This window comes from Sulfitobacter litoralis (assembly GCF_900103185.1).
Taxonomy (GTDB): Bacteria; Pseudomonadota; Alphaproteobacteria; order Rhodobacterales; family Rhodobacteraceae; genus Sulfitobacter; species Sulfitobacter litoralis.
Genome location: NZ_FNJD01000003.1, coordinates 1 through 25,022, shown reverse-complemented (window position 1 = coordinate 25,022; position 25,022 = coordinate 1). Strand labels below are relative to the sequence as shown.

19 protein-coding genes are annotated in these 25,022 nt (G+C 59.2%); 8 read left to right on the top strand and 11 right to left on the bottom strand.

The window, feature by feature from the left end:
* Nucleotides 1–11 precede the first annotated feature (11 nt).
* The 8 genes from BLQ98_RS18565 to BLQ98_RS03480 form a co-directional block, all read right to left on the bottom strand.
* The gene (locus tag BLQ98_RS18565) at nucleotides 12–143 is read right to left on the bottom strand and encodes a hypothetical protein (protein WP_272903163.1); all 132 of its coding nucleotides are present in this window, start codon (nucleotides 141–143) and stop codon (nucleotides 12–14) included.
* A gap of 57 nt (nucleotides 144–200) precedes the next feature.
* Nucleotides 201–1,403, bottom strand: a complete 1,203-nt coding sequence (locus BLQ98_RS03510) for a formate dehydrogenase subunit gamma (RefSeq protein WP_093731964.1) — start codon at nucleotides 1,401–1,403, stop codon at nucleotides 201–203.
* A gap of 86 nt (nucleotides 1,404–1,489) precedes the next feature.
* Complete coding sequence (gene fdh3B, locus BLQ98_RS03505) at nucleotides 1,490–2,083, bottom strand: formate dehydrogenase FDH3 subunit beta (protein ID WP_005850298.1); 594 nt, start codon at nucleotides 2,081–2,083, stop codon at nucleotides 1,490–1,492.
* A 13-nt stretch (nucleotides 2,084–2,096) separates the two neighbouring features.
* The gene (locus BLQ98_RS03500; RefSeq protein WP_093731963.1) at nucleotides 2,097–5,075 is read right to left on the bottom strand and encodes a formate dehydrogenase subunit alpha; all 2,979 of its coding nucleotides are present in this window, start codon (nucleotides 5,073–5,075) and stop codon (nucleotides 2,097–2,099) included.
* 98 nt (nucleotides 5,076–5,173) lie between these two features.
* The gene (locus BLQ98_RS03495; RefSeq protein ID WP_093731962.1) at nucleotides 5,174–5,362 is read right to left on the bottom strand and encodes a twin-arginine translocation signal domain-containing protein; all 189 of its coding nucleotides are present in this window, start codon (nucleotides 5,360–5,362) and stop codon (nucleotides 5,174–5,176) included.
* Between the two features lie 58 nt (nucleotides 5,363–5,420).
* Nucleotides 5,421–6,029 (bottom strand): TorD/DmsD family molecular chaperone, encoded by a 609-nt coding sequence (locus BLQ98_RS03490; RefSeq protein WP_093731961.1) that lies wholly within the window; start codon nucleotides 6,027–6,029, stop codon nucleotides 5,421–5,423.
* Nucleotides 6,026–6,640, bottom strand: coding sequence for a DUF3306 domain-containing protein (locus BLQ98_RS03485; protein WP_093731960.1), 615 nt, complete (start codon nucleotides 6,638–6,640; stop codon nucleotides 6,026–6,028). Before BLQ98_RS03485 ends, BLQ98_RS03490 begins: the two co-directional genes overlap by 4 nt.
* Nucleotides 6,637–7,173 (bottom strand): DUF3305 domain-containing protein, encoded by a 537-nt coding sequence (locus BLQ98_RS03480; RefSeq protein ID WP_093731959.1) that lies wholly within the window; start codon nucleotides 7,171–7,173, stop codon nucleotides 6,637–6,639. Before BLQ98_RS03480 ends, BLQ98_RS03485 begins: the two co-directional genes overlap by 4 nt.
* Nucleotides 7,174–7,539: 366 nt before the next feature.
* Between BLQ98_RS03480 and BLQ98_RS03475 the strand changes: the two genes are divergently transcribed.
* From BLQ98_RS03475 to BLQ98_RS03440, 8 genes are all read left to right on the top strand, one after another.
* Nucleotides 7,540–9,492 carry a 4Fe-4S binding protein gene (locus tag BLQ98_RS03475; RefSeq protein ID WP_093731958.1) on the top strand — a complete coding sequence of 651 codons (1,953 nt, stop codon included), beginning with the start codon at nucleotides 7,540–7,542 and terminating at the stop codon, nucleotides 9,490–9,492.
* Nucleotides 9,493–9,528: 36 nt separating this feature from the next.
* Entirely contained in the window at nucleotides 9,529–9,729 is a 201-nt protein-coding gene (locus BLQ98_RS03470; protein ID WP_093731957.1) for a DUF6494 family protein, read from the top strand.
* On the top strand, nucleotides 9,726–10,793 hold the full coding sequence (gene apbC / locus BLQ98_RS03465; RefSeq protein WP_093731956.1) for an iron-sulfur cluster carrier protein ApbC: 1,068 nt from the start codon (nucleotides 9,726–9,728) through the stop codon (nucleotides 10,791–10,793). The genes BLQ98_RS03470 and apbC overlap by 4 nt, the downstream gene beginning before the upstream one ends.
* Nucleotides 10,790–11,491: a biotin/lipoate--protein ligase family protein gene (locus BLQ98_RS03460; protein ID WP_093731955.1), complete on the top strand. Its 702-nt coding sequence runs from the start codon at nucleotides 10,790–10,792 to the stop codon at nucleotides 11,489–11,491. The genes apbC and BLQ98_RS03460 overlap by 4 nt, the downstream gene beginning before the upstream one ends.
* Complete coding sequence (locus BLQ98_RS03455; RefSeq protein WP_093731954.1) at nucleotides 11,488–12,006, top strand: DUF6505 family protein; 519 nt, start codon at nucleotides 11,488–11,490, stop codon at nucleotides 12,004–12,006. Before BLQ98_RS03460 ends, BLQ98_RS03455 begins: the two co-directional genes overlap by 4 nt.
* Nucleotides 12,007–12,374: 368 nt before the next feature.
* Entirely contained in the window at nucleotides 12,375–12,884 is a 510-nt protein-coding gene (locus tag BLQ98_RS03450; protein WP_093731953.1) for a hypothetical protein, read from the top strand.
* 57 nt (nucleotides 12,885–12,941) lie between these two features.
* Nucleotides 12,942–15,596: an NEW3 domain-containing protein gene (locus BLQ98_RS03445; RefSeq protein WP_093731952.1), complete on the top strand. Its 2,655-nt coding sequence runs from the start codon at nucleotides 12,942–12,944 to the stop codon at nucleotides 15,594–15,596.
* 90 nt (nucleotides 15,597–15,686) lie between these two features.
* Complete coding sequence (locus BLQ98_RS03440) at nucleotides 15,687–21,449, top strand: DUF11 domain-containing protein (RefSeq protein WP_093731951.1); 5,763 nt, start codon at nucleotides 15,687–15,689, stop codon at nucleotides 21,447–21,449.
* A gap of 84 nt (nucleotides 21,450–21,533) precedes the next feature.
* On the opposite strand, the gene pnp is transcribed toward BLQ98_RS03440, so the two are convergent.
* The 3 genes from pnp to rpsO all read right to left on the bottom strand — a co-directional run bounded on the left by pnp (nucleotide 21,534) and on the right by rpsO (nucleotide 24,731).
* Entirely contained in the window at nucleotides 21,534–23,669 is a 2,136-nt protein-coding gene (gene pnp / locus BLQ98_RS03435; protein WP_093731950.1) for a polyribonucleotide nucleotidyltransferase, read from the bottom strand.
* 215 nt (nucleotides 23,670–23,884) lie between these two features.
* A complete protein-coding gene (locus tag BLQ98_RS03430) occupies nucleotides 23,885–24,358 on the bottom strand; it encodes a GNAT family N-acetyltransferase (RefSeq protein WP_093731949.1) in 474 nt (157 codons plus the stop codon).
* Nucleotides 24,359–24,461: 103 nt separating this feature from the next.
* Nucleotides 24,462–24,731, bottom strand: coding sequence for a 30S ribosomal protein S15 (gene rpsO, locus BLQ98_RS03425; RefSeq protein WP_093731948.1), 270 nt, complete (start codon nucleotides 24,729–24,731; stop codon nucleotides 24,462–24,464).
* Nucleotides 24,732–25,022: the final 291 nt, after the last annotated feature.

Sequence of the window (25,022 nt, the reverse complement as noted above, 5' to 3'; positions counted from 1 at the left end):
AGGATGCGGTCTTAGTCGCCCAGCCGGACATTACGATCCGAAGAGGTCTGCTCGGCCGCGGAGAACCCAGCGTTGTCCAACGCAAAGTTCATGCCCGCAGCAAGAACGACCAAGGCGACGATGGCAGTGATAAAAGCTTTCATTCAGTACCTCGTTGATGCGCATTGGCACGCTGGGTGGGGGGCGTTTTTCGCATCATATCACTCTGCCGGCTGCGTGCCAGAGGCAGGTTTACCCTGCTTTGCGACAACTTCGTCGGCCCAGATGCTGTGGTGCTCGCGTGCCCATTCAAGGTCGACATCTCCCGATCCCATTGCTTCAAACGCGCCCTCCATACCGAGTGTTCCGATATAGATATGCGCGATGATCACAGCCATCAGAACAAAGCTGATAACCGCATGCCACAGCTGGGCGTATTGCATTTCCTCTTGCGGGGTCAGCGTGGCGTCTATTGTACCAAGGCCGAGCAGTTGCGGCACGCCCATATCATTCAGCAGCGCCAGCGTGGGTTCGAACATTGTCAGCTCGAACGGGAACAACAGCGAGATACCCGAGACAGAGATCGAGGTGCCCAGAATGATCACGGCCCAGAAGATCAGCTTTTGACCGGCGTTGAACTTCTTGGCGGGCGGGTGGCCCTTGCCGAAGATACCGCCGCCTTTGAGGATCCAGTTGATGTCAGTGCGGTCCGGCAGGTTGTGGACGATCCACATGACGAACACCATCACCAGCCCCAGCATAAAGGCCCATGAGACGTTGTTGTGCACCCACTTGCCCGCGATGGCAAAGGTCGAAAACGCCTCGTGGCCGAACAGCGGGATCAGCAGCTTACGCCCGGCAAGCGACACCAGACCGGTGATCGCCAGCAGGATAAAGGAGCTGGCGATCAGCCAGTGTCCAAACCGTTCGATAAACTTGAACCGTTCGATGGTGATGCCCGCGCGCCCGTGTTCGATGCGGATACGACCGCGGATCAGATAGAAGATCGCCATTAGTACAACTGTGACGCCCAACAGCAGGCTGCCATATGTCAGCAGGGGGCCGTGGCGGAAATTCAGCCACCACATGCCACCGTCCTGCATCAGCACCTTGGCTGCAGGTCCGCGGTTGCTGGCGCGCGCGTCGGGCAGGGCGTCCGCCCGGATCTCGCGCCATAGGTCGGCATCAGAGGATGCGCCAAGCGGCCCAAGGTGGCTTTCCGCCGGCGGGGCGTCCCCCTCGAGCGGCAAAGGAAGCTCTGCCCCGAAAGGCACGTCCTCGCCGCGTTGGCGGGCCATGATGTCTTCAAGCGACTGTTGGCCCGGTGTTAGAACCGAGGCATCGCCCGAGGTGTCCTGCGCGGCAGAGAGGCCGGCAAAGGACACAAGGAATATAAGAGGCAGCAGAACGCGCAGCAATGTCATCGGGACCTCCGACAGGATAAAGATAGTTGGCCCGCCAGCAGCAGGTGCCAGCGGGCCAAGGAAAGCATGAATATGCGAAAGGGGGATTAGCCGCCCTTTTGCTCGTATGCCGTGCCCCAGCCCCAAGCGCCCGAGCCAAAGCCGCGTGCGACAACGCGTTCGCGGTAGATGCCCGAGACGACGTCGCCGTCACCGGCCAGCAGTGCTTTGGTTGAACACATCTCGGCGCAGATTGGCAGCTTGCCTTCGGCGATCCGGTTGCGGCCGTACTTTTGGAATTCGGCTTCGGAGTGGTTTTCCTCGGGGCCACCGGCGCAGAAGGTACATTTGTCCATCTTGCCACGCGATCCGAAGTTGCCTGCCTGTGGATACTGCGGCGCGCCGAAGGGGCAGGCGTAGAAGCAGTAACCACAACCGATGCAGAGATCCTTGGAGTGCAGGACAATGCCGTCGTCGGTCTGGTAGAAACAGTCTACTGGGCAGACGGCCATACAGGGCGCGTCTGAACAGTGCATACACGCGACTGAAATCGACCGTTCGCCGGGTTGGCCGTCTTGGATCGTGACGACCTTGCGACGGTTGATGCCCCACGGCACTTCGTGTTCGTTCTTACAGGCTGTGACGCAGGCGTTGCATTCGATGCAGCGTTCGGCGTCGCAGAGAAACTTTGCTCTTGCCATCTTGTTGGTCTCCTTACGCTGTCCAGATTTTGCAGAGGGTCGCTTTGGTCTCTTGCATCTGAGTTACTGAGTCATAGCCATATGTTTGCGCGGTGTTGGTGGATTCACCCAGGACGTAAGGGTCAGCCCCGTCTGGATATCTGTCCCGCAAATCGACGCCTTCCATGTGGCCGCCAAAGTGGAACGGCATGAATGCCACGCCGCTTTCGACACGTTCCGTGACCATCGCCATCACTTTGATCTTGCCGCCTTCGGGGCCTTCGACCCAGACATCGGCCCCGTCACGCACGCCCAGATCGTTGGCGTCCCGGGTGTTGATCTCGATAAACATGTCTTGTTGAAGCTCGGCCAACCAAGGGTTGGACCGGGTTTCGTCGCCGCCACCTTCGTATTCGACCAACCGACCAGAGGTCAGCACGATCGGATAGTCCTTGGAAAAGTCGTTTTCCTGAATGGACTTATACATTGTTGGCAGGCGCCAGAACTTTTTGTCGTCATAAGTCGGGTAATCGGCGACCAGATCACGACGGTTGGTGTACAGCGGCTCGCGGTGGATTGGCACCGGATCGGGGAAGGTCCAGACCACGGCGCGGGCCTTGGCGTTGCCGAAAGGGGCACAGCCATGCTTGATCGCGACACGCTGGATGCCGCCCGAAAGGTCGGTTTTCCAGTTCACACCACCGGTATCGGCAACGTAATCCGACGGAGTTTCGCCGGTTTGCGATGTTTCGCCGACTTCCTCGTTCGGCTTTGCATTCGCCGGTGCGCCTTCGGGATAGCCCGCGACATAGTTGATCACCGCCATCTCGTCGTCGGTGAGGTCTTTGTCCCAGCCCAGTTCACGCAGCATGGACATGGTGAACTCTGGGTAGCCGTCCTTGATCTCGGACCCGGCGCTGTAAACGCCGTCGGCAAGCAGGCTTTCACCGTCACGCTCGACGCCGAAACGGGCGCGGAAGGTCAGGCCGCCTTCGGCCACTGGCAAGGACATATCGTACAGGTTCGCCGTGCCGGGGTGGTTCATCTCGGGGGTGCCCCAAGCGGGCCATGGCAAGCCGTAGAAGTCGCCATCGGCAGGTCCGCCCTTGGCGCGCAGGGTGGTGCGGTCAAAGGTGTGCTGGTTGGCCATGTGCATCTTCATGCGTTCAGGGCTTTGAGCGGTGTATCCGATGGTCCACATGCCGCGGTTGAATTCGCGGGTCAGGTCCTCGATGTTGGGCTCATCGCCGTCTAGCGCGATGTTCTTGAACAAACGATCGCTGAAGCCGAACTTGTCGGCGAACAGCTTGATGATCGTGTGGTCGGGCTTGGATTCGAACAGGGGTTCAACGACCTGATCACGCCACTGCAGCGACCGGTTGGACGCGGTGACAGAGCCGCGCGTTTCGAACTGGGTCGTTGCGGGCAACAGATACAGCCCGTCTTGACGGTCTTGCATAACGGCGGAAACCGTTGGGTACGGATCGACAACAACCATCAGGTCGAGCTTTTCCATCGCCGTGACCATTTCCTTTTGGCGGGTCTGCGAGTTGGGCGCGTGGCCCCACAGAACCATCGCGCGGGTGTTGTCCGGCTGGTCGATGTTTTCCTTGTCTTCCAGCACACCGTCAATCCAGCGGCTCACGGGGATACCGGTCAGGTTCATCATCGAGGTGTCGTTGAACGACGCCTTGGAGAAACGGGATTGCAACCATTCAAGGTCTTCTTCCCAAACCCGTGCCCAGTGTGCCCAAGCGCCTGCGGACAGTCCGTAGTAGCCCGGGAGTGTATCCGCCAGAACGCCCAGATCGGTGGCACCCTGCACGTTATCGTGGCCACGGAAGATGTTGGTGCCGCCGCCAGCGGTGCCCATGTTGCCAAGGGCCAGTTGCAAGATGCAGTAGGCGCGGGTGTTGTTGTTACCGTTGGTGTGCTGCGTGCCACCCATGCACCAGATCACGGTGCCGGGACGGTTGTTGGCCAGCGTACGCGCGACGCGCTCAAGCTGGGAGGCAGGTGCACCGGTAACGCGTTCAACCTCTTCGGGTGTCCATTTCGCGACTTCGTCACGGATCTGGTCCATGCCCCAAACGCGGGTGCGGATGAATTCTTTGTCTTCCCACCCGTTTTCGAAGATGTGCCAGAGGATACCCCAGACCAGCGCCACGTCCGAACCGGGACGGAAGCGGACATATTCATCCGCATGGGCCGCCGTTCGGGTAAAGCGTGGATCGCAAACGATCATCGGCGCGTTGTTCTGCTCTTTTGCCTTCAGCAAGTGCAGCAGCGATACAGGGTGCGCCTCGGCAGGGTTGCCACCGATCACAAAGATCGCCTGGCTGTTGTGGATGTCGTTATAGCTGTTGGTCATGGCGCCGTAGCCCCATGTGTTCGCAACGCCCGCAACGGTGGTGGAGTGACAAATACGCGCCTGGTGGTCGACGTTGTTTGTGCCCCAATAGGCCGCGAACTTGCGGAACAGATACGCCTGTTCGTTGTTATGCTTGGCAGAGCCGAGCCAATAGACGGAATCGGGACCGCTTTCTTCGCGGATCACGTTCATCTTGTCGCCGATTTCGTTGATCGCCTGTTCCCAGCTGATCCGAACCCACTGGCCACCCTCTTTTTTCATCGGGTATTTCAGACGGCGTTCACCGTGGGCGTGCTCACGTACCGAGGCCCCTTTGGCGCAGTGCGAGCCAAGGTTGAACGGGCTGTCCCAACCGGGCTCCTGCCCCGTCCAGACGCCATTCGTCACTTCGGCAATGACCGTACAGCCAACCGAACAGTGGGTGCAGACCGACTTGATCGTCTCTACCGCGCCGCTGACGGCTGTTGCTGCCGACGCTTGCGTCACAGAGCCCGCGGTCGATGCGATCGCCGCAAGGCCACCGATGGCCAGACCGGACCCGCGCAGGAACGCGCGACGGTCAACGGATTTTTCCGCGATGTCGGATAGCATGCCCGCCCGCTGGGGCCGCCGTGCCATCCCGTTGGTCTTTTTCCGAAGCATAATAGTCTCCCTAGAGGCCCGCGTGCTCTGACCGCGAGGGTCGGATCGGGGCTGAGTTTTCCTCCCGCGGTTGGGCCCGCGGGTCGTTGATCACTGAATTAGAAGCGTGTGCTTTCCAGGTAGGCGCGGGTATGCGCGGTATCCTGCATCCGGTCCGACTGCAGATCGACGGGCTGCGCTTCTGCGGCGGTGCCGCTGGTGGCCACGGCGACGGCGGCTGCCGGTGCAGCGGTTCCTGCCAGTTTCAGGAAATTGCGGCGGTTGGTGCCTTTGGTATCCTGGGTCATGGGTTAAACCCCTTTCCTTGGTTGCGCGGGGGGTAAGGCCCCGCCTGATGTTGTGCGGTTATCCCGCCGTCATACGAAATGCTTCGCGTTCGATGTCCATGAAGGCGCTGCCGACAGCGGCAACCCCTGCATACAGGACGGAGTTTTTGGCCCCTTGGAGGTCGGTAAAGAAGTGACCAGCCCAAGGCGCGATGTGTTTGTTAAAGAATGCCCGCTGCGCGGCATCGCTGGCGGGCGTGCCAAAGCGGCCCACGATCATGCCGCCCATCATCTCCATCAAGGATGCGATATTGTCTTCGGGTTCAAAGACGTTTTCGGCGCGGCTGATGCGCTGTGCGGCCATGTCGCTGCGCAAGGCTGCCAGTGGTTTTTCATTCAGAAAACCTGTTAGGTAATAGCTGGCATAGGGCAAAAGTTCGCCCCGGCCGAGCCCGATGAACAGCGCGTTAAATTCCGTCTGCACCTTTTTGGTCGTGACGGCCTTGGCCACACGCGCCAGCCCGTTGATCGCCTCGCCCAAGGCGCTGTCGGCCCCCGACAGGCCAGCGGTCTGGTCCAGCAGCATCTGGTCGGCGGGCCGTGCCAGCATCACGCCAAGATAGTTGTACAAATCGGCACGCAGACGGTCTTCGGCAGAGACCTGTATGGTTTGGGCGGCAGCAGTCATGCGCGGTGCTCCTCAAAACGAAAGGCCATCCGGCGCGGGGGCAGGGCGGCGGGTTCCTCTATCGCGGCGTCGGCGATAGCGGTTTCTGCGGGGGCGTCCGCTTGAGCGACTGCGGCGGGCGCGTCGATCTCTACCGGTGCAGCGGGCTGTGTGTCTTCGTCGATCGCAGGAGCCTCTGCCGTATCAGATGCCGCTTCTAGCGATGCGGCCGCTTTGCGTGCGACATCTTCGATATGGCGGCGTAGCCCCTTGCCCACCTCATAGCTTGTGGTGAAATTCGTTACTGCAGACGCTTGGGTGTAGTCGTCGGCATAATCTACCAGATCATCCAGACAGGCCAACGCCGGATCAGACACCCACAGCTTGCGCAGCGCACGGCGGCGCAGGTGTTCAGGAATGGCACGTGCCATGAACGCCGAGAAATCATCGCCGGACTTCATCGTGTCGGGATCGGGTAGGTCAAGCTCTGCCAGCAGGTCTTCGTCGGTCTTTTCCGCCAGCGTGGCCTGATGCTCTGCCTCGGCTTGCGCAACGGCGGCTTGTTGTTCGGCGGCCTGCTCTGCTTTGACGGCAGCGCGGCGACGATCCCAGAAAGAGGTTTGACGGGTCATTGCGATGACCCCGAACGGACCGTACGCGGCGCACGGTATACATCAGAGGTCTGCGAGATGCGCGCATCCCCGATGCCGTCTTGTTTCGGCTCTTGGTATTTGTCGCGCCGCCGCTTCACAAAGGCTTCTTCTTCGTGGTGCGTTTCGACATAAGCGCTGATCCACGCGTGAACCTGTGGCGTCATCATCACCTTTTCAACGATGTCTTCGCCATTGTCGCTGTAGTCTTGCGCCTCATAGGGCGATGCGGTGACCATCACCACGTCAAGCGGGCGGTCGGCGTCGCGGGTCTCGCGGCAGATGATGTAAAGGCAGGGCACATTGGCGGCGAGGCCGTGAACATAAGCCTCTGTATCAGAGCGATACAGCGTCAGCGGCACGGTGGTCACGTGATAATCAGAAACACCGCCTTCTGTGCGCAGCAGCTTCCAGTCGGCAGGGTCGGCACCCGGCAGAACGCAAACCGCACGCCAAACGACCTTCGCCCACCGAGTCACGCCAGGCGACTTGCGAAGGACAACCCCTACGGGCATCGTTTGCGCTGATTTAAGCGGTGCGTTCAATTTCAGTTTCCAATGATGTTTCAGGCGTTTCCGACCCCATATTGACGTAATCATAACGCGGATCAAAGGGGATTCTAGGGCTGAATCACACAGTTTTGTGAATGCCGCAATGCAGCATTTACCGAACGTCAATATTTGCCATATTTACTTGGGGCTTGGCTCTTTCTGACTGTTTTTGTTGGGTAATTCATGCTGTGGATGCAAACGTCCCCTTCGCGGCCAAGGGGGGTAAATAGGGGTTTGCGGCGGGTCGCGAACACCACTAGCTTGTCGGGCAAGCGCTGACAGCACCCTGACGCTTGCTTGATACCCATCGGTGCTGTCCCTGAGGAGATTATGGAAAAGACTTTTCTGCTTTGCGACTGTTTGGGCAGTCAGGATATTGATGCGCCTGCTTTGTCAAAGGCGACGGGTCTGCCGTGCTCCAAGGTCTATACCTGCCTGTGCACAGATCAGATTGGCATTGCCGCAGAGGCGATGGCGGCGGGCGACACCGTGATCGCCTGCCAGCAAGAGCGCCCCCGCTTTGAAGAGCTTGCCGCCGAGATCGAAGCAGATGTGCCCGAGTTCGTCGATATCCGTGACCGCGCCGGCTGGCATGATGACAAGGGTGACGCGACGCCCAAGATGGCGGCGCTTTTGGCAGAGCAGCAACTGGCGGCACCGGCTCCGCGTGTGTTGGATGTGGTGTCCGAAGGCACTTGCCTGATCATGGCCCCCCCGGCCCTCGCGCTTGAGGTGGCTGAAACCGTGGCCGATACATTGGCCGTGACGGTGTTGTGGCAGGGTGATTATGACACGGCGGTTGATCCGCGTTTCGACGTGGTCAAAGGCGACCTGCGCAAGGCGTCGGGCGCGTTGGGCAATTTCAACCTGACTTTTGACCAGTTGCAGATGTTGATCCCCGGTGGGCGCGGTGCGCCGTCGTTCACCGCGCCGCGGGACGGGGCAAAATCGCAATGCGATATCATTCTCGATTTGACGGGAAATACATCGCTGTTTCCCGCGCCGCACAAACGCGACGGTTATCTGCGGGCCGATCCGGGCAGTAAGCCTGCTGTGGCAGAGGCCGTACGCGAGGCCATGCAGATGGTCGGGACCTTTGAAAAGCCGCTGTATGTCCGGCTGACAAAAAGCCTGTGCGCCCATTCGCGAGCCGAACAGCCCGCCTGTTCCAATTGCCTGGACCTGTGCCCGACGGGGGCTATTACCTCTGCCGGTGAACATGTCGCGATCGACCCGATGATCTGCGCGGGTTGTGGCAGCTGTTCGGCCGTGTGCCCGTCCGGCGCAATCACCTATGACGCGCCGCCCGTGGATACGCTGTTTCGCCGGGTGTCGACGCTGGCATCGACCTATCGCAAGGCAGGCGGCAACGCGCCGCGCTTGTTGGTACATGACGAAGACCACGGGGCCGAGATGATCCGCCTTTACGCGCGGTTCGGCGCTGGCTTGCCGGTCGATGTTATCCCGCTGGCCGTAGATGCGCTTGCAGGGTTCGGCCATGCAGAAATGCTGGCCGCACTTGGCTGCGGTTTTGCGCATGTGGATGTATTGCTGTCGCCGCGTACAGAGCGTGACGTGATCGAGGTTCAGGCCGAGCTTGCCCGTGCCATCAGTGGCACCGATACGATCCGCCTGATTGATGTTGCCGACCCCGATGCGCTGGAGACCGCATTGGTTACCGAAACCGCGCAGCCCGCGCATGACACGCTGCTGCCGCTGGGTACCCGCCGTCAGGTCGCGCGGCTTGCGGGCAAGACCTTGCAGCCCGAGGCCAAGGTGATCGATCTGCCCGATGCTGCTCCCTATGGTGCGGTGCTGGTGGATACGGATGCCTGCACGCTGTGCTTGTCGTGCGTGTCGCTCTGCCCGTCGGGCGCGCTTGGCGATAATCCCGATCTGCCGCAGCTCCGCTTTCAAGAAGATGCCTGCCTGCAATGCGGGCTCTGTGCCAATATCTGCCCCGAAGACGCGATCACGCTGAAACCCCAGCTGAACCTGACCGCGCAGGCCTTTACCCAAGTGGTGCTGCACGAGGAAGAACCCTTTGCCTGCATCGAATGCGGGTCGCTGTTCGGCGTGAAATCCACCGTGGAAAAGATCACCGAAAAGCTGGCGGGCAAGCACGCTATGTTCGCCTCGTCCGAGGCGGCAAAGATGATCCAGATGTGCGACAATTGCAGGATCAACGCGCAGTATCACGCGCAGAACAATCCGCTAGCGGGCAAAGACCGTCCCCGCGTACGCACATCCGAAGACTATTTTAGCAAGCGCAAAGACCACTAGGCGCTGTGCAGACCCACCCCAGAACAGGAGAAAATCATGAGCGATGATTTCAACATGTCGATGCGCAAGTTCCTCAAGCAGGTCGGCGTGACCTCGCAGCAAGCCATCGAAGAAGCGATGCGCGAAAACGGCGATACCGGCGGCAAGACATTCGAGGCTAAAGTGGTGCTGACCGTTGACGGGCTGGACCTTGAACATGTCGTGACCGGCAAAATCCAAGGGCAGTCCGAAGCGTGAGCGTCACCCGTGATGCCGTATTGGCCTGCCTGAAAACCCTGAATGACCCCGTGTCCGGCAAGGACATCGTCGAACTGGGCCTCGTTAAAGCATTGACCGTTGACGAGGGCGCGGTGCGCTTTGTGCTTGAGGTGAACCCAAGCCATGCCGACGCCTACGCCAAGTTGCGCGACGAGGCAGATGCCGCGGTCAAAGCGCTTGAGGGGGTTGCCTCTGTCTCGGCGGTGCTGACCGCCCATTCCAAACAAGCCCCACCGCCCGATCTGAAACTGGGCCGCAAATCCGAACCCGCAGGGCCAGAGAAGATCCCCGGCGTGGACCGTATTATTGCCATCGCGTCAGGCAAGGGTGGCGTCGGGAAATCTACCGTTGCTGCGAATCTTGCTTGTGCGCTGGCCGCCGAAGGCCGCCGCGTGGGCATGCTGGATGCCGATGTCTACGGTCCGTCGCAGCCGCGGATGCTGGGTGTTTCCGGCCGGCCTGCGTCGCCTGATGGTAAAACGATCCTGCCGATGCGCAACTTTGGCGTGACAATGATGTCGATCGGATTGATGACCAACGACGATCAGGCGGTGGTCTGGCGCGGTCCGATGCTGATGGGCGCATTGCAGCAGATGATGATGCAGGTGCAATGGGGCGCACTGGATGTGTTGATCGTCGATCTGCCGCCCGGCACCGGCGATGTGCAGATGACCTTGGCGCAAAAGGCCCATGTGGACGGCGCAATTATTGTTAGCACACCGCAGGATGTAGCGCTGCTGGATGCCCGCAAGGGGATCGACATGTTCAACCAGCTCAAGACGCCGATCATCGGGATGATTGAAAACATGAGCACGCATATCTGTTCCAACTGCGGGCACGAGGAACATGTCTTTGGGCATGGCGGTGTCGCCGCCGAGGCAGAAAAGCTGGGCGTGCCTCTGCTGGCAGAGATACCGTTGCATCTGGATATCCGTGTCGCGGCTGACGGGGGCGCGCCGATTGTCGTGTCCAAACCCGACAGCACGCAGGCCGAAGGCTTCCGCAAAGTGGCCAAGGCCCTGATAGCGGGCGGACACGCATGAGCGACGGCCCCGTTTTTCCACCCTTGCTGGCGGGTGCGCAGGCTGATGACCCCTTCGAGCAGGCCTGCGCAGAGGCGCGGCAGGGGTGTGATGCGGGGCTGGTGCTGTATGATCTGGGGCCGAGCGTCTTGCAGGTCGCCATCGTCTTTGCGCCCGAGGTGCCGCTTGCCCAAGCAATGGCCATGCTGCCGCTTTGCGCCGTGGGGTTCCAGAATGCCCTTGGCGCGCTAGCGCCGCCCGAGGTGGGCGTACATCTGGCATGGAACGGTGATTTGCGGCTGAATGGCGCGATTTGTGGGCAGATGCGTGCAGCGGCCTCTGAAAGCGATCCGACCCAAGTGCCTGACTGGCTGGTCGTAGCGTTTCACGTGAAGCTATTGCCGCAGAATGACACGCCAGGCGATACGCCCGATGTGACCACGCTGTATGGCGAAGGCTGTGCCGAAGTCGGTTCGGTCGACCTTCTTGAGGCTTGGGCGCGGCATATGCTGGTTGCGCTGAACCGCTGGATGGATGACGGCGCAGGCCCGCTCCATAAAGAATGGACGGGGCTGGCCTGGGCCATGGGAGAGCACATGACGCATGGCGACCTGACCGGCAGCTTTACCGGTGTTGACGAAAACTTTGGCCTGCTGCTGAAAACCGACAAGACCACGCATCTTATTCCACTGACCGACCTGCTGGAGCCAGCCTCATGAGTGATCTATTCCTCGCCCGCGCCATCCACTTTGATGAAAGCGACCGTAATGTATTTCATTCTCCGGCGCGTACGGGCGAATGGTGCGTATCCGGCGGGTTCGAGTTTTCGAACTGGTCCGAAGGCGATCTGACCGGCAAGGCGCGGCAGGCATTTGCGAACGGCTGGATGGGCGTGGAAACCTTTGGCCGCGTGACATTTGTCGCGGTGACCAAGGCGGAACCGTTTGAGGTCGAGGCAATCACATTGCAGCTGATGAAGCATTTCGTCGAGATCTATGGCGCACCTTCGCCCGAAGCCGCGCGCCCTGTGGCAGAAGAAGAAGTCGCCCAGATGATGGAGCTTTGCGCCGACCACGCCCCCAACACGCTGCTGACCGTCGCACGCGAACTGTCCGACAGCGGTGTGCGCGAAAGCTATCGTTTCATCGAACCGCAGGATGCGGGGATTGATCAGTTTGCCGTGCACGGATCGCTGGATGAGGACGACCACGGTGGGCACGGTCACTCTCACTAACCGTTAACTATACGAAACACCCTGTCCAGTTATCCGGACGGGGTGTCGCATATTCTTCGCCCCAGATCGGGGCGATATTCCCCCCGAATAGATAGAATCAACGCCCTGTTTCACGTGGGCGAACCGCCTGCCTTGTGCAGTCCGACGCGGGATTGCAGCTGCAATCACCGCGCGAATTGCGTGTTGTGCCCTCGAATTGATAGCGCCGCATATACGGACGGGTAGAGGGCTGCCCAGCAGATCAAAAATCTAACCCTAAGCGAGAATGCAGCGCGAGATATTTCCCGTGATGATGAATTCAGGACAGCCCAGCCACTGGGACAGTTCATCAAAACTGCCGGCGAGGGCCGGCCTATAGGGGAAACAATATGTCACTTAAAACCAACCAGATTGCCCGTGCGTTGCTCGCAGGTGTTGCGATTTCTGTCGCCGGTGTGCCGGCTTTTGCCGACGCACTTTCAAGCAGCTTTTCCTTCCGCATTGTTGAAGCAGCCGAGGGCGAAGAAGCGCTGATCGAACGGGGTACAGTACGCCCCGGCGAGGTTGTTCAATACCAGCTGCAGCACGAGAACACGACCGAGCAAGCCCTTGCAGGGATCGTCATTGCGGCACCGGTACCCGAAGGGGTGACCCTGACGCTGGGCGCCGAAAGCACCTCCATCAAGGCTGTGTTCGAAGTGCAGGCAGACCTCGACCCTGAAAACGATGGCCTCGAATGGTCCACACTCCCCGCCACACGCATGGTCGCCGGTGCAGATGGCACACTTCAACCAGAACCGCTTCCTGAGGATCAGATCGCTGCCGTCCGTTGGACGCTAAGCGAGCCTTTGGAGTCAGGCGAAATCGCACTCAACAGCTACCGGGTGCGCGTCAACTGATCGGGGGGAACCTGATCCAATTTGCTTATTTCAAATTAAATCAAAGGAACGACTAACGTGAAACATCAATCATTCTTCATGCGCTCTGCAAGCGCGATGGCGGTCACAGCCGCATTTGGCGCAGTCGCCATGGCGGCCTCGCCAGATGCCGGGTCCGTGATCGGCAACCAAGCGGTTGCGACGTATACAAACGAAGCTGGCGATACCATTACGGTCACGTCAAACACAGTTGAAACGATTGTGCAGCAGGTTGCTGGCGTCACGATGACGTCGAATAACAACGAAACAATTGCACCTGGTGGTAAGGCTTTCCTGCCGCATATCATTACCAACGACGGGAACGGCGCAGACTTTTTCACACTCGCGGCAACTGAGTCAGGTACAGGCTTTCTTGAGCCCACTGGCATCGTCTTCTATCCGGATGCGAACATGGATGGTGTCGCCGATAGCGCTACGCCGTTGAGTGAAACACCAACATTAGCCTCGGGCGAACAGTTCGGCGTCATCATCGAAGTCACTGCCCCATCAAATGCATCAGGCACTGACGACATGGCCGTCACAGCGGTCTCGAACCTTGATGGCACCGAGACAGCGCTCAATACCGATACATTGACCATCTCTAACGATGCGATTGTCGAACTGGTCAAATCCATGGTTGCGGATGCAGGCTCAGGCGGGAACACAAACATCGTCGACGCCGGTGACACAGTGACCATCAAGCTGACCTACTCGAGCACCGGCCTTGCTGCTGCGCAAAACTACGTTGTGGATGACATCCTGGACGGACGTCTGGAATACGTTCCGGGCTCGGCTCAGTGGTCTGATGCTACAGATCCGCTGGATGATACCAATGGGTCGTCGACACCTGACGCCTATAACGGTCCAAATACGGCCACGGCTGACTCCATCGCCTTCGATAACAATGGTCAAAGTGTGAACTTTACCATCTCGAATATCGACTCTGGTCGTTCTGGCAGCGTGACGTTCCAAGCGGTGATTTTGGACACTGCGGATGCGGGCATCATCGAAAATGTCGCGACTCAAGAAGTTGACTCCGTCGCTTTCCCGCCATCGAACACAGCCTCGATCATCGTGGACGACCAGTTCGCTGTGTCCATCGCTGATACAGCCATCGACGGTGCCGGTGCGGCAGATGCAACCACTGCTTCAGGAACCGATGATGACGGGCAAAACAACGATGTCGTGACAGAGACCGCCGATGCGCAACAAGGCGGCACAATCAAACACGAGTTCGTTCTGACCAACCGTTCCAACCAGACCGACAACCTGACGCTTGATATCAACACTGTCACCGATACCTATCCAGATGGCACAACCTTCCGGTTCGTAGGTGCGGATGGGATCACACCAATCATCGGTTCTGTAGGCCCGATTGCTGCAGGTGACAGCGTCAAGGTTACCTTGATCGCTACACTGCCAACAGACGCCGCACCAACCGGCGCTGCCAATTACAGCGCCACCGTGAAAACCACATCGGATGCCTCAGGTGTATCGGATACATCGACAGCGACATTCACGGGTGCTGTCCTTGCATCGTCCGTTGATCTTGAGAACGCGGTCGTAGGGTCCGAAGGCGATGGCCTTGACCCCACGAACGGCGGCGCGCCCTGGGTGACCTATCCCACCGATCCCGGTGCGCCGGTCACCTATGACATGGTCGTTCAAAACAACGGTCCGGTATCTGACAGCTACAATCTGTCGCTTGCGCAAGCTTTGCCCGCTGGCTGGACCGTCGAATTCCGCTCTGCTGACGGGTCTGCGATTACCAACACCGGGACCATCCCGGCTGGTTCAAGCGATACCTTCACCGTTGTGATCACCCCGCCTGAAGATCAGCTCCCTGGTGACACCTTGGTAGACATCGCGTTGATCTCTTCTGTATCGGGCCAAGGCGACCGGATCGTCAACGCAGTCACCGTAAGAGAGATCTATAATGTAGAGATCATCGATGACCAGACGGCTCAGGCTTCGCCGGGTGGGATCGTCGATATGACCCACACCATCACCAACACCGGTAACGTTGCTATCACCGAAGGCGCAATTGATGATGCAGGGCTAGACAACTTCTCGGGCGCATTGTTCTGGGACGCCAATGGCAACGGTGTGATCGACCCCTCTGAACTGGTGATCGACAACTTTGATGATCTGACGGACGGTGTATCGGCTGGTGTGAACGGGCTTGCCCCCGGTGACAGCATCTCGGTGATCTACCGTGTGCAGACCCCTTCGACATCGACAAGCGGTGTGACCGAGAACAGCGTTATCACCCTTGATCCATCGCTGAACAACGCCACAGCGACCGATGCGGATCCGACTGACAACGCAGTAGAAGACCGTATCGTGATCATCTCTGGTGACATCACGCTGAGCAAGTTCCAGTACATCGACGCCGGCTGCACTGGCGCTGTCGGGACCTTTACCAAGACCCGTCAAGACGTCGAACCAGGTCAGTGTATCCGCTACAAGGTTGTAGCTGAAAACACCGGCTCCTCTCCCGCTGCAGACGTCATCATCTCTGATGCCGCGCCCGCCTACACGTCGATTGTCGATTGTGGCGGCACATGCAGCGAGACGCTCATCCCGGCAGGCAGCACATCCACAGTCACAACGAGCAACATCTCAAGTGACCACGGCACGGTGCTTCCGGGTTGGTCCGCTGAACTCGAATTCACCGTTCAGGTGGACGAGTAAGCGTACCCTTGGTCCCCCGGAGCACCTTCCCCCCCCTCGCTCCGGGGGGCCGCATTTCCTCTTAACAAAGATAAAACAGGGTTAGATCAAATGGGCCACACTGTTCACAAAACCGCTCTGCGCATGATGTCGTGTTTCTGGACCGTCGCGCTGGTGATCTGCCTCCTGCCACAGGGTGCCGCTGCCAAGCAGGTCCCTGCGGGAACCTTTATCCGCAACGTCGCGCAGACGATCTATTTTAACGAAGCGCTGGGCATCATCGAAACGGTTTATTCGAATGCCGTCGATGCCAAGGTCGCCGCAGTGCCCGCGCTGGATGTAACCGGATACTCTGAATTGTTGCTGACCCGCGGCGCGATGGCCCAATACTACTTCGAGGTCACCAATATCGGAAATGTGCCGCTGAACACCAACATGTCCATGAGCCACCAGGCCGGGGCGGCGATGATGAACGACACGCGTCTTGTCCACGATGCGAACGCGAATGGGCGCATCGACAATGGCGAGGCCACGATGAACTCCGGCGCGCCGATGTATATGGATGTGGGCGACACCGCTCAGCTTATCTACGAATTCCGCACCTCGTTTCATGCCACGCCTACCACGCTGATGCAGTCGGTGTTGTCAGTGTCGGCCACCAGTGCCACGGGCACCGCCACGCGCAATACCACGCGCAGCGCCAGCCGTCGGATACTGTCGGGCGCAGCAATTGGTAAAACCACCATCGTAGGCAGCACGCTTGAACTGCAAAAGGAACAGAGCGTTCGCGAGACGGAGGACGAGACACAGCTGACTTACACGCTGCGCCTGCGCAACGATTCTGACGGGGACGTGCTGGCCTATGGTGACGTGCATGGGGCGCAGATCCGCATCGACGGGGCGAGTGTCACCGGGGTTCTGCTGCGCGACGAGATCCCGTTGAACGCCCGTTTTCACAGCATCACCGATCCTAGCGCCATGGTTGCACTGTACCACGCAGCGGGCGACGCGCGTCATGACTACCGGACCACGCGCCCTGCTGGCGAAGTCGACGCAGTAGCGTTCTTTCACGAGGGTGACTACGAGGTCGGCTTAGCCCGCGACCCCGCCTTTATGGTGAGCGCGCCCATGGGACTGGGCGATATAGAGGTCGCCAACACTGCCCGTAGCTTTATGAAAATGGAAGATCGCACTGTCGATATCGACTCTAACACGACCGTTTATCGCCGCGATACCTCGGGTACGGGCACCTTGCGATTTGAACACCCCGAAACCGCAGAGGACCAGCCTTATGCAGTGCCCAACAGCGATACGCGGCTTCGCCTTACCGCGGGTGCTTGCAACGACACAATGTCGGTGGACCGTGCGATCGTCACCCTGCGTAGCTTTTTGACCGGAGACGTAGAGCGTGTGACCGCGACCGAAACAGAGCCTAACAGCGGCATTTTCCTCACGCCGGCCGTACCCATGGCGCGGATGGACATGCCAGCGTCCGGTGACAATGTCGTTGCAACCACGGATGGGGACCGCCTGATCGCCACCGCTGATTGCGCCGACGCCGCGCTGGAAGATCATTTGCTGATCACACCGGGTAACTTCTTGTTCAACTCCCTGACAAACGAGCCGATTGGTGATGTGACCATTGCGCTGATGGATATGAACACGGGCGCTGAAATGGCGCGTCGCATGACCGATGCTCGCGGCTTCTTCAGCTTCGGGGAGATGCCTGCCGGTGAGTTCCAGTTTGCGGTCATGAACGCCCCTGAATGGGACGTGCCTTCCGTGCGTGCTGATTTTGCGGGCTTTAACCGTCGCGTTGCCAGCGCCGGTTTCATGGCGAGCTTCCGTCATAGCGGCGGTATGCTGGCGGTATCGGATATCCCTGCGGATCCACATTACAGCCTGCCCCTCACACTCGCAAAGCAGGCAGACAAAGACACGGTCGGCGCAGGCGAGTTCGTCGTCTATACCCTGAATTTCTCTAATAACATGGACCAGGCGCTGATCGGTGCGGAAATCCTGGATCGCCCGCCTTATGGCAGCCAATTGGTTGCAGGCTCAGTGACCTTCAACGGTGACCCTATCGACGACCTCACCATCGATGCATCGGGTGATATGACCTATGCCTTGGGGCCGCTTGCACCGCTCTCGAGCCATGAGGTGAGCTATGTCATGCAGTTCACTGCAGCCGCCCGCGAAGGCCGCAACGAGAACACAGCGGTGCTGACCGGACGTCAGGCCGGCACCGGGACTGTGATCCAGTCCCAGACCGCCCGCGCAATGGTCAAGCTGAACAACAGCGGTGGCGTCTTCGCGCGCGAAGCCACTGTCATCGGGTCGGTCTTCCTGGATTGCGACAAAGACGGTATTCGCGGCGACCACACAGAGCCAGGCATCCCCGGCGTGCGTATCGTGACGCAAGAAGGCCTGTCGGTCGTGACTGATATGGATGGTAAATACTCTTTGTTCGGTCTGCGCCCTGTCACCCATGCGTTCCTGGTGCAGCAAGAGACCCTCCCCGTAGGCACCGAAGTGACCGTAACACGCACCAACGATCTGCTGCGCGGTGGTTCGCGGTTGATCCCCTTGCGCAAGGGGGAACTGCGTGCCGAACATTTTGCTGTGCGCGACTGCACCGCCGAAGCAATGGCCGAAGTTGCGCAGCGGCAGAAACATTTCGAACAGCAGCCCCAGTCCAATGCACTGACGGCGGCCGATCTGCCCATCGAAGGCCAGCGTGCGCCCGTGCGTTCCGTGCGCAGCGAAGCCGGCGTGGCGACGACCACCCAGCTGACACCGCGCCTGATGCAGCGGTTGGACGAAAGTCGCGCGGCGAACTCTGTTGCTGAAAAGGCGACTGGCAGGGCGAAGCGCCAATCGCTTGAGCTGCTGATCAAGACCCTCGACGACGCATCTGGTTTTATTGACCTGACCGACGGGCAGACGCTAGACCGCCGCACCCAAAGTGTACGGGTCAAAGGTAAGGGCGACCTGTCGCTGGGCCTGCTGGTGAACGGACGCGAGCTAAGCAGTGACCGTGTGGGCGAGCGTACGAGCTTTGAGAAAAACAACACGCAAGCGCTGGATTTCGTGGCGGTAAAGCTGAACGCGGGGAAAAACACCCTGACACTGGTTGGTCGTGACGGGTTCGGCATCGAACGTGCGCGCCAGCAGATCACAGTTATTGCCCCCGGCAAACCCGCAAAATTCGAGGTGATCTTGCCCGCCACCGCACCTGCATCGCCGACCGATGTGATCCCGGTTTTGGTGCGTGTTCTGGATGCTCGTGGCCTGCTTGTGCCTACCTCGGGCACCATAACGCTAAGCGCAAAGTTGGCTCTGTGGGACGTGACAGACATCCGCGACGGTACCCCCGGCGTGCAGGTCTATCTTGACAACGGCGAGGCGACATTCGGGCTGATCCCGCCACAGGTTGCCGGCACGGACCGTATCACTATCAGCGGTGCCTTTGGTCGCGCCGAAGAAACCATCACCTTCACACCTGATCTGGACCAACGCATCATGGTTGGCGTGATCGAAGGGGCTGTGGCCTTGGGCGGTGCGCAGGGTGAACTGCTGGACGCGGACCGCTTTAGCTCTTTCGAAGATACCACCACCGGTCTGCGCGGCGAAGTGTATCTGAAGGGCGTGATCTCGGGCGATGCGCTGTTAACCTTGCGCTATAGCTCGGACCGCGACACCGAAGATCGCCTGTTCCGCGACATCCGCGGTGATGAATTTTATCCGGTCTATGGCGACAATTCCGAACGCGGCTTTGACGCACAATCCTCCGAAAACCTGTACGTTAAGGTTGAAAAAGGGCGTTCCTACATCCTCTACGGTGACATCGCGATCGAACCCGAGGCCAGCGCGCTCAAGCTTGACGGTATGCGGCGCGTAGTGACCGGTGCCAAGGCACATTGGGAAAACGACAAGGTCGGCGTAACCCTGTTTGGTGCCCGCACCGCCCAAGAGCAGCGCGTGCAGGAATTCGCTGGGCGGGGTGTTTCCGGCCCCTACGATCTGGATCTGGACGGTTATGTTCAAGGCTCCGAACGGGTCGAACTGCTGGTGCGTGATGAAGAAGGTGGTGATGTGATCTCGGCCACCGCCCTGCGCCGTGGCAGCGATTACCTGCTTGATTTCTTCGGTAACTCGATCACCTTTGACAATGCCGTGCGCCAGTTCGACGGTCAGGGCAATCCTGTGTCGGTGCGCGTGACCTACGAAGTGGACGTGGAAGGGGCCGACCGCTACTGGCTCTATGGCGGGGAGGTGAACGTCGCGTTGACCGACCGCACAACCGTTGGTGCGCGTATCGTTCATGCGGACGCCGAACGGGGCAATACCGCCCGCGAGCGGCTGCACTCTGCCTATATCCGCCACGAGGGCACGCAGGGTGGCGTATGGGAAGCCGAAGCCGCACGCTCAGAAGATGCAAACGGTATATCGGATACCGCCTACCGCCTGTCCTATGACATCCGCAAGGAAACCGGTCACTTCAACTTTGAAATGGTGCATACAGGGGAAAAATTTGCCTCGCGCGGTGGTCTGGCGCTGCCCGGAACCACCCGTACACGGCTGAACTACGGTTTTGAAATCGACGGGACCAGCGACTTTGTTCTCGGTGTGGACTATGTACGTGACCGCACCTCTGACATAGAGCGTCTGACTGTCGATGCCGTCTATGCCAAAGAGTTCAGCACAAATCTCAAGGGCTACATCGGGCTGGAGTACCGCCTGGATCACACTGCGACCTCCAAAAAGGCCCATCCCGGTTTGATCCTTGGTGGCCGCTGGACCCCGGCGAACCGCCCCGGCACCGTCATCACCGCAGAGCTGCGTCATCCCTTTGGCGGCTCTGACCGTCCGACGGAGTTGACCTTGGGTATGTACCGCGAGCCCGTTCCCGGCTGGCGTGCCTATAGTGAGGCCGAAATGGCCTTCGGTGACGACACTATGACCACACACGCCAAGCTTGGTTTCTCCTACGACCTGAATGACTGGCTGCGCGGAAGCACGGATTTCGTCAAAGGCTTGGGGTCTTCGGACACCATGTTTACCCAAGCAATGATGGGCAAATGGGCGATGAACGGGAACACGACTTTCAGCTTCGGAATCGAACATTCCCGCAGCATGGAAACCGACGATCACCGTCTAACCAGCGTAGCGCTCGGCGCGAAATGGGGCTCCAGCGCACAAAGCTGGGTGGGGGATGCCGATGCGGACACAACGTTCGAAGACACCGGAAATACCCATTATGCGAGCTTCGGTATCGCAGGTAAGATCACGCCGGACTTCACAATGTTAGGCCGCACCCGCGTCGCCTTGGACAAGCGCGAAGGGCGTGATCACCGCCGCATCCGGTCGCGCGCCGGTATTGCCTATCGCCCGGTCCACGATCCACGTCTTGAAGTGCTGGCATGGTACGAGCACCGCATCGAGCAGCGCGAGACCAAGTCGGTAACCCATATGTGGTCGGTCGATGGAGCGTATGAAATGGATGCCGATCTGCGCTTGAACGCCAAATACGCGGGCCAGTCGCAACGGTTGACGACATCGGGCGGCATCTCTGCCCGGGCTCTGACCCAGTTGCTTCAGGCCGGCTTTAACTACGAATTCGGCAACAACCGGTTCCAGATTGGCATGAACGCCGCGCATCTGTGGGACAATCAAGGCAATACGACCAACGGCATCGGTGCAGAGATCGGCTTTGCCCCGACCAAGGGTGCGCTGATCGCCTTGGGCTATAACCACGCGACGCGCAAGTCCTCCCTGCGCAGCGACCTGTATCAGGAGGGGCTCTACCTTCGGTTCAAACTACTGCTCGACAACTCCCTTTGGGATCGTCTGGACGGCTTTATGGAGGGATAAACGGTAAACACGTATCGTAGACAGGATACAAAAAAGCCCCGGCATTACTGCCGGGGCTTTCTGTATTCAGAACGAGGAGGATGATTACTCTTCGCTACCTTCTTCTTTTTTGATCTCTTCGCCGGTTTCCTGATCGACAACTTTCATCGACAGGCGCACTTTGCCGCGATCGTCAAAGCCAAGCAGCTTTACTTTCACTTCCTGACCTTCCTTCAGAACATCCGAAGGGTGGTTCAGGCGGCGGTTTTCGATCTGGGATACGTGGACCAGACCGTCGCGCTTGCCAAAGAAGTTCACGAAGGCACCGAAATCAACGATCTTGACCACGGTACCGGTGTAAACCGCACCTTCTTCAGGCTCGGCCACGATGGACCAGATCATGTCGTAGGCTTTCTTGATCGAGTCGCCGTTTGGCGATGCGATCTTGATGATGCCCTCGTCGTTGATGTCGACCTTCGCGCCGGACACTTCAACGATCTCGCGGATCACTTTACCGCCGGACCCGATAACTTCACGGATCTTGTCGGTTGGGATCTGCATCGTTTCAATGCGTGGTGCGTGGACCGAGAATTCGCCCGCGCCGGAAATGGCTTTGTTCATCTCGCCAAGGATGTGAACGCGGCCAGCCTTGGCCTGTGCCAGAGCTTTTTCCATGATCTCGGGCGTGATGCCTGCGATCTTGATGTCCATCTGCAGCGATGTGATGCCCGCTTCGGTACCGGCAACTTTAAAGTCCATGTCGCCAAGGTGGTCTTCGTCACCCAGGATGTCGGACAGGATCGCATAGGAGCCGTCTTCTTCGAGGATCAGACCCATAGCAACACCAGCAACCGGTGATTTCAACGGCACGCCTGCGTCCATCATGGACAAGGAGCCACCGCAAACCGACGCCATTGAGCTCGAGCCGTTCGATTCAGTGATCTCGGACACAACGCGGACGGTGTAGGGGAAGTCGGTGGACGCAGGCAGAACCGCCTGCAACGCGCGCCATGCCAACTTGCCGTGACCGATTTCGCGACGACCAGGGCCCGAAACGCGGCCAACTTCACCAACCGAGTAGGGCGGGAAGTTATAGTGCAGCATGAAGTTGGATTTGAAATTGCCGTGCAGCGCATCAATGAACTGTTCGTCGTCACCGGTGCCCAACGTGGTCACAACCAGACCCTGCGTTTCGCCACGTGTAAACAGCGACGACCCGTGGGTACGGGGCAGGATGCCGGTTTCAGCCACGATATTGCGGATCTCGTCGGTCTTGCGACCGTCAATACGCGTACCGGTTTTAACAACGTCACCGCGCAGGATGGACGCTTCGAGGCCTTTCAACGCGGAACCAAGGTTCGCATCGTCTTTTTGCTCGTCGGTCAGGGCTGCTTTGATTGTCTCGCGTGCGGCGGCAACCGCGGCTGTGCGCTCTTGCTTGTCTGCGATTGCAAACGCGGCGCGCATAGCGTCCTCGCCAGCGGATTTGACAGCTGCGGACAGGTCCGAATAGTCAACCGGCTGGAAATCAAACGGCTCTTTCGCGGTGTCTTCGGCCAGATCGATGATCAGGTCGATGACCGGCTGGATCTGCTCGTGCGCGAATTTCACCGCACCTAGCATTTCTTCTTCCGACAGCTCGTAGGCTTCGGATTCAACCATCATCACCGCGTCTTTGGTGCCAGCGACAACCAGATCAAGACGTTGATCAGGATTCAGGCGCAGGTCCTGCATGTCGTCAACAGTTGGGTTCAGAACGTAATCGCCACCTTCAAAACCAACGCGGCAGGCAGCAATCGGACCACGGAACGGCGCGCCGGAAATGGTCAGCGCGGCCGAGGCGGCGATCATCGCGACCATATCGGGATCGTTAACCAGGTCGTGCGACAGAACGGTACACATCACCAGAACTTCGTTTTTGAAGCCGGGAACGAACAGCGGGCGGATCGGACGGTCGATCAAACGGGCTGTCAGGGTTTCTTTCTCGGTGGGGCGGGCCTCACGCTTGAAGAAGCCACCCGGCACTTTACCGGCGGCATAGTATTTCTCTTGGTAGTGTACGGTCAGCGGAAAGAAGTCCTGACCGGGTTTTTGCTGGCGTGCAAAGGTGACGTTCGCCATGACGCTGGTTTCGCCCAGTGTCGCGATCACCGAACCGTCTGCTTGACGGGCCACTTTGCCAGTTTCCAGTGTCAGCGTTTCTTCGCCCCACTGCATGGATTTTTTCGTTACATTAAACATCTACGTTTCCTGTTTCGGCCCGGATCGGGCCATTTGCGTAGAGGGCATATTCCCCCTGACTCCGGTATCTTCTTTGTCGGGCGCTGGAGTCCGGGCGCCGGCTTTCAGATTGTGCGGCCATACAGCAGTTTCGATGCGATGGGAAGGGAAGCGTTGCCCCCTGCACGCGGCCCTGCTGGCCACAGCGGGCAAGCCGCAGCAGAGTGGCGAGGGGATCAGCCTGGCAAGGGCTTGAACATCTTGTAGTTTTGCAAGGTGACCCCGCCTTTGGTGACGATATTGGGGGTCTCGACGGTCCAGCCCATGCGCGTGAAAAACGGCTTTGCCATTTCGCTGGCAAAGGTCCGAAGACGTCGCGCGCCGAATGTGCGGGCACGGTCTTCGATGGCAAAATACACAGTGCGCCCCACGCCCGTGCCCATATGATCGGGATGCACAAAGGCCAGATCGATCAGCCCCTCGCGGTCAAGGGTCATGAACCCTGCCATACGGTTGTCTATCAAGGCCACGATACCCGAGACGTTGTCAAACCGCCCTCGCCATGTGGCGGGTGCAGGCGCTTTCCCGGCCCACGCGATGCGTTGTTCGACCGAATACACATCCGCCGTGCCCTGATGCACCGCAGCAAAGAAAAGCAGCGCGGCGGCGTCGGTATCTTGCGGGGTGAGGTCGCGCAGGTTGATTGGCATGGGCCCTCCTTTTGGCAAACATCACTAAAGCACAGAGGTAAACGAAAAAACCGCCCCCTGTTGCCAGGGAGCGGTTTTCATCGTTGTGGCGGTGCAGCGCGGGTTAGCGGCGCAGGCCCAAACGTTTGATCAGGTCCTGATAACGCGCGTCATCTTTACCTTTGACATAGTCCAGCAGCTTGCGGCGTGTCGCAACCATTTTCAAAAGGCCACGGCGACCGTGGTTGTCTTTCTTGTGGGTTTTGAAGTGCTCGGTCAGCGTTGCGATGCGCGAGGACAGAATGGCAACCTGTACTTCGGGCGAACCGGTGTCGCCTTCTGTGGTGCCGAATTCTTTCATGACGCGTGCTTTTTCTTCTGGCGTAATCGACATCGGGGTCTCCTTTTCGAAAGGTTAAAGTGATGGCACAGGCCGGGATGTCGTCCAGCGCAGGCCCATGGAGTATCCCCCGCTGACAGGAATCAACGGGCGATGGGGGCGTATAGGAAAGTTTCGCCCTCTTGGCAAAGGATTATTGTCCGGTCGAAGTGTACCCCGCATTGAGGAGGCGCGGGCAGGGGCGCGCAGTCATAGTTTTCATCCGCGCGTGAGAGTGTCCGATCTTCTGTGTAACTGCGATCTGGTCCATGCTTCCTGAGAGGAGCAAGGACGATGACCATATCC

Bases quoted from the DNA above. Each gene is read 5' to 3' on its own strand.
- BLQ98_RS18565 (WP_272903163.1), bottom strand. From the start codon at position 143: ATGAAAGCTTTTATCACTGCCATCGTCGCCTTGGTCGTTCTTGCTGCG.
- BLQ98_RS03510 (WP_093731964.1), bottom strand. From the start codon at position 1,403: ATGACATTGCTGCGCGTTCTGCTGCCTCTTATATTCCTTGTGTCCTTT.
- fdh3B (WP_005850298.1), bottom strand. From the start codon at position 2,083: ATGGCAAGAGCAAAGTTTCTCTGCGACGCCGAACGCTGCATCGAATGC.
- BLQ98_RS03500 (WP_093731963.1), bottom strand. From the start codon at position 5,075: ATGCTTCGGAAAAAGACCAACGGGATGGCACGGCGGCCCCAGCGGGCG.
- BLQ98_RS03495 (WP_093731962.1), bottom strand. From the start codon at position 5,362: ATGACCCAGGATACCAAAGGCACCAACCGCCGCAATTTCCTGAAACTG.
- BLQ98_RS03490 (WP_093731961.1), bottom strand. From the start codon at position 6,029: ATGACTGCTGCCGCCCAAACCATACAGGTCTCTGCCGAAGACCGTCTG.
- BLQ98_RS03485 (WP_093731960.1), bottom strand. From the start codon at position 6,640: ATGACCCGTCAAACCTCTTTCTGGGATCGTCGCCGCGCTGCCGTCAAA.
- BLQ98_RS03480 (WP_093731959.1), bottom strand. From the start codon at position 7,173: ATGCCCGTAGGGGTTGTCCTTCGCAAGTCGCCTGGCGTGACTCGGTGG.
- BLQ98_RS03475 (WP_093731958.1), top strand. From the start codon at position 7,540: ATGGAAAAGACTTTTCTGCTTTGCGACTGTTTGGGCAGTCAGGATATT.
- BLQ98_RS03470 (WP_093731957.1), top strand. From the start codon at position 9,529: ATGAGCGATGATTTCAACATGTCGATGCGCAAGTTCCTCAAGCAGGTC.
- BLQ98_RS03460 (WP_093731955.1), top strand. From the start codon at position 10,790: ATGAGCGACGGCCCCGTTTTTCCACCCTTGCTGGCGGGTGCGCAGGCT.
- BLQ98_RS03455 (WP_093731954.1), top strand. From the start codon at position 11,488: ATGAGTGATCTATTCCTCGCCCGCGCCATCCACTTTGATGAAAGCGAC.
- BLQ98_RS03450 (WP_093731953.1), top strand. From the start codon at position 12,375: ATGTCACTTAAAACCAACCAGATTGCCCGTGCGTTGCTCGCAGGTGTT.
- BLQ98_RS03440 (WP_093731951.1), top strand. From the start codon at position 15,687: ATGGGCCACACTGTTCACAAAACCGCTCTGCGCATGATGTCGTGTTTC.
- pnp (WP_093731950.1), bottom strand. From the start codon at position 23,669: ATGTTTAATGTAACGAAAAAATCCATGCAGTGGGGCGAAGAAACGCTG.
- BLQ98_RS03430 (WP_093731949.1), bottom strand. From the start codon at position 24,358: ATGCCAATCAACCTGCGCGACCTCACCCCGCAAGATACCGACGCCGCC.
- rpsO (WP_093731948.1), bottom strand. From the start codon at position 24,731: ATGTCGATTACGCCAGAAGAAAAAGCACGCGTCATGAAAGAATTCGGC.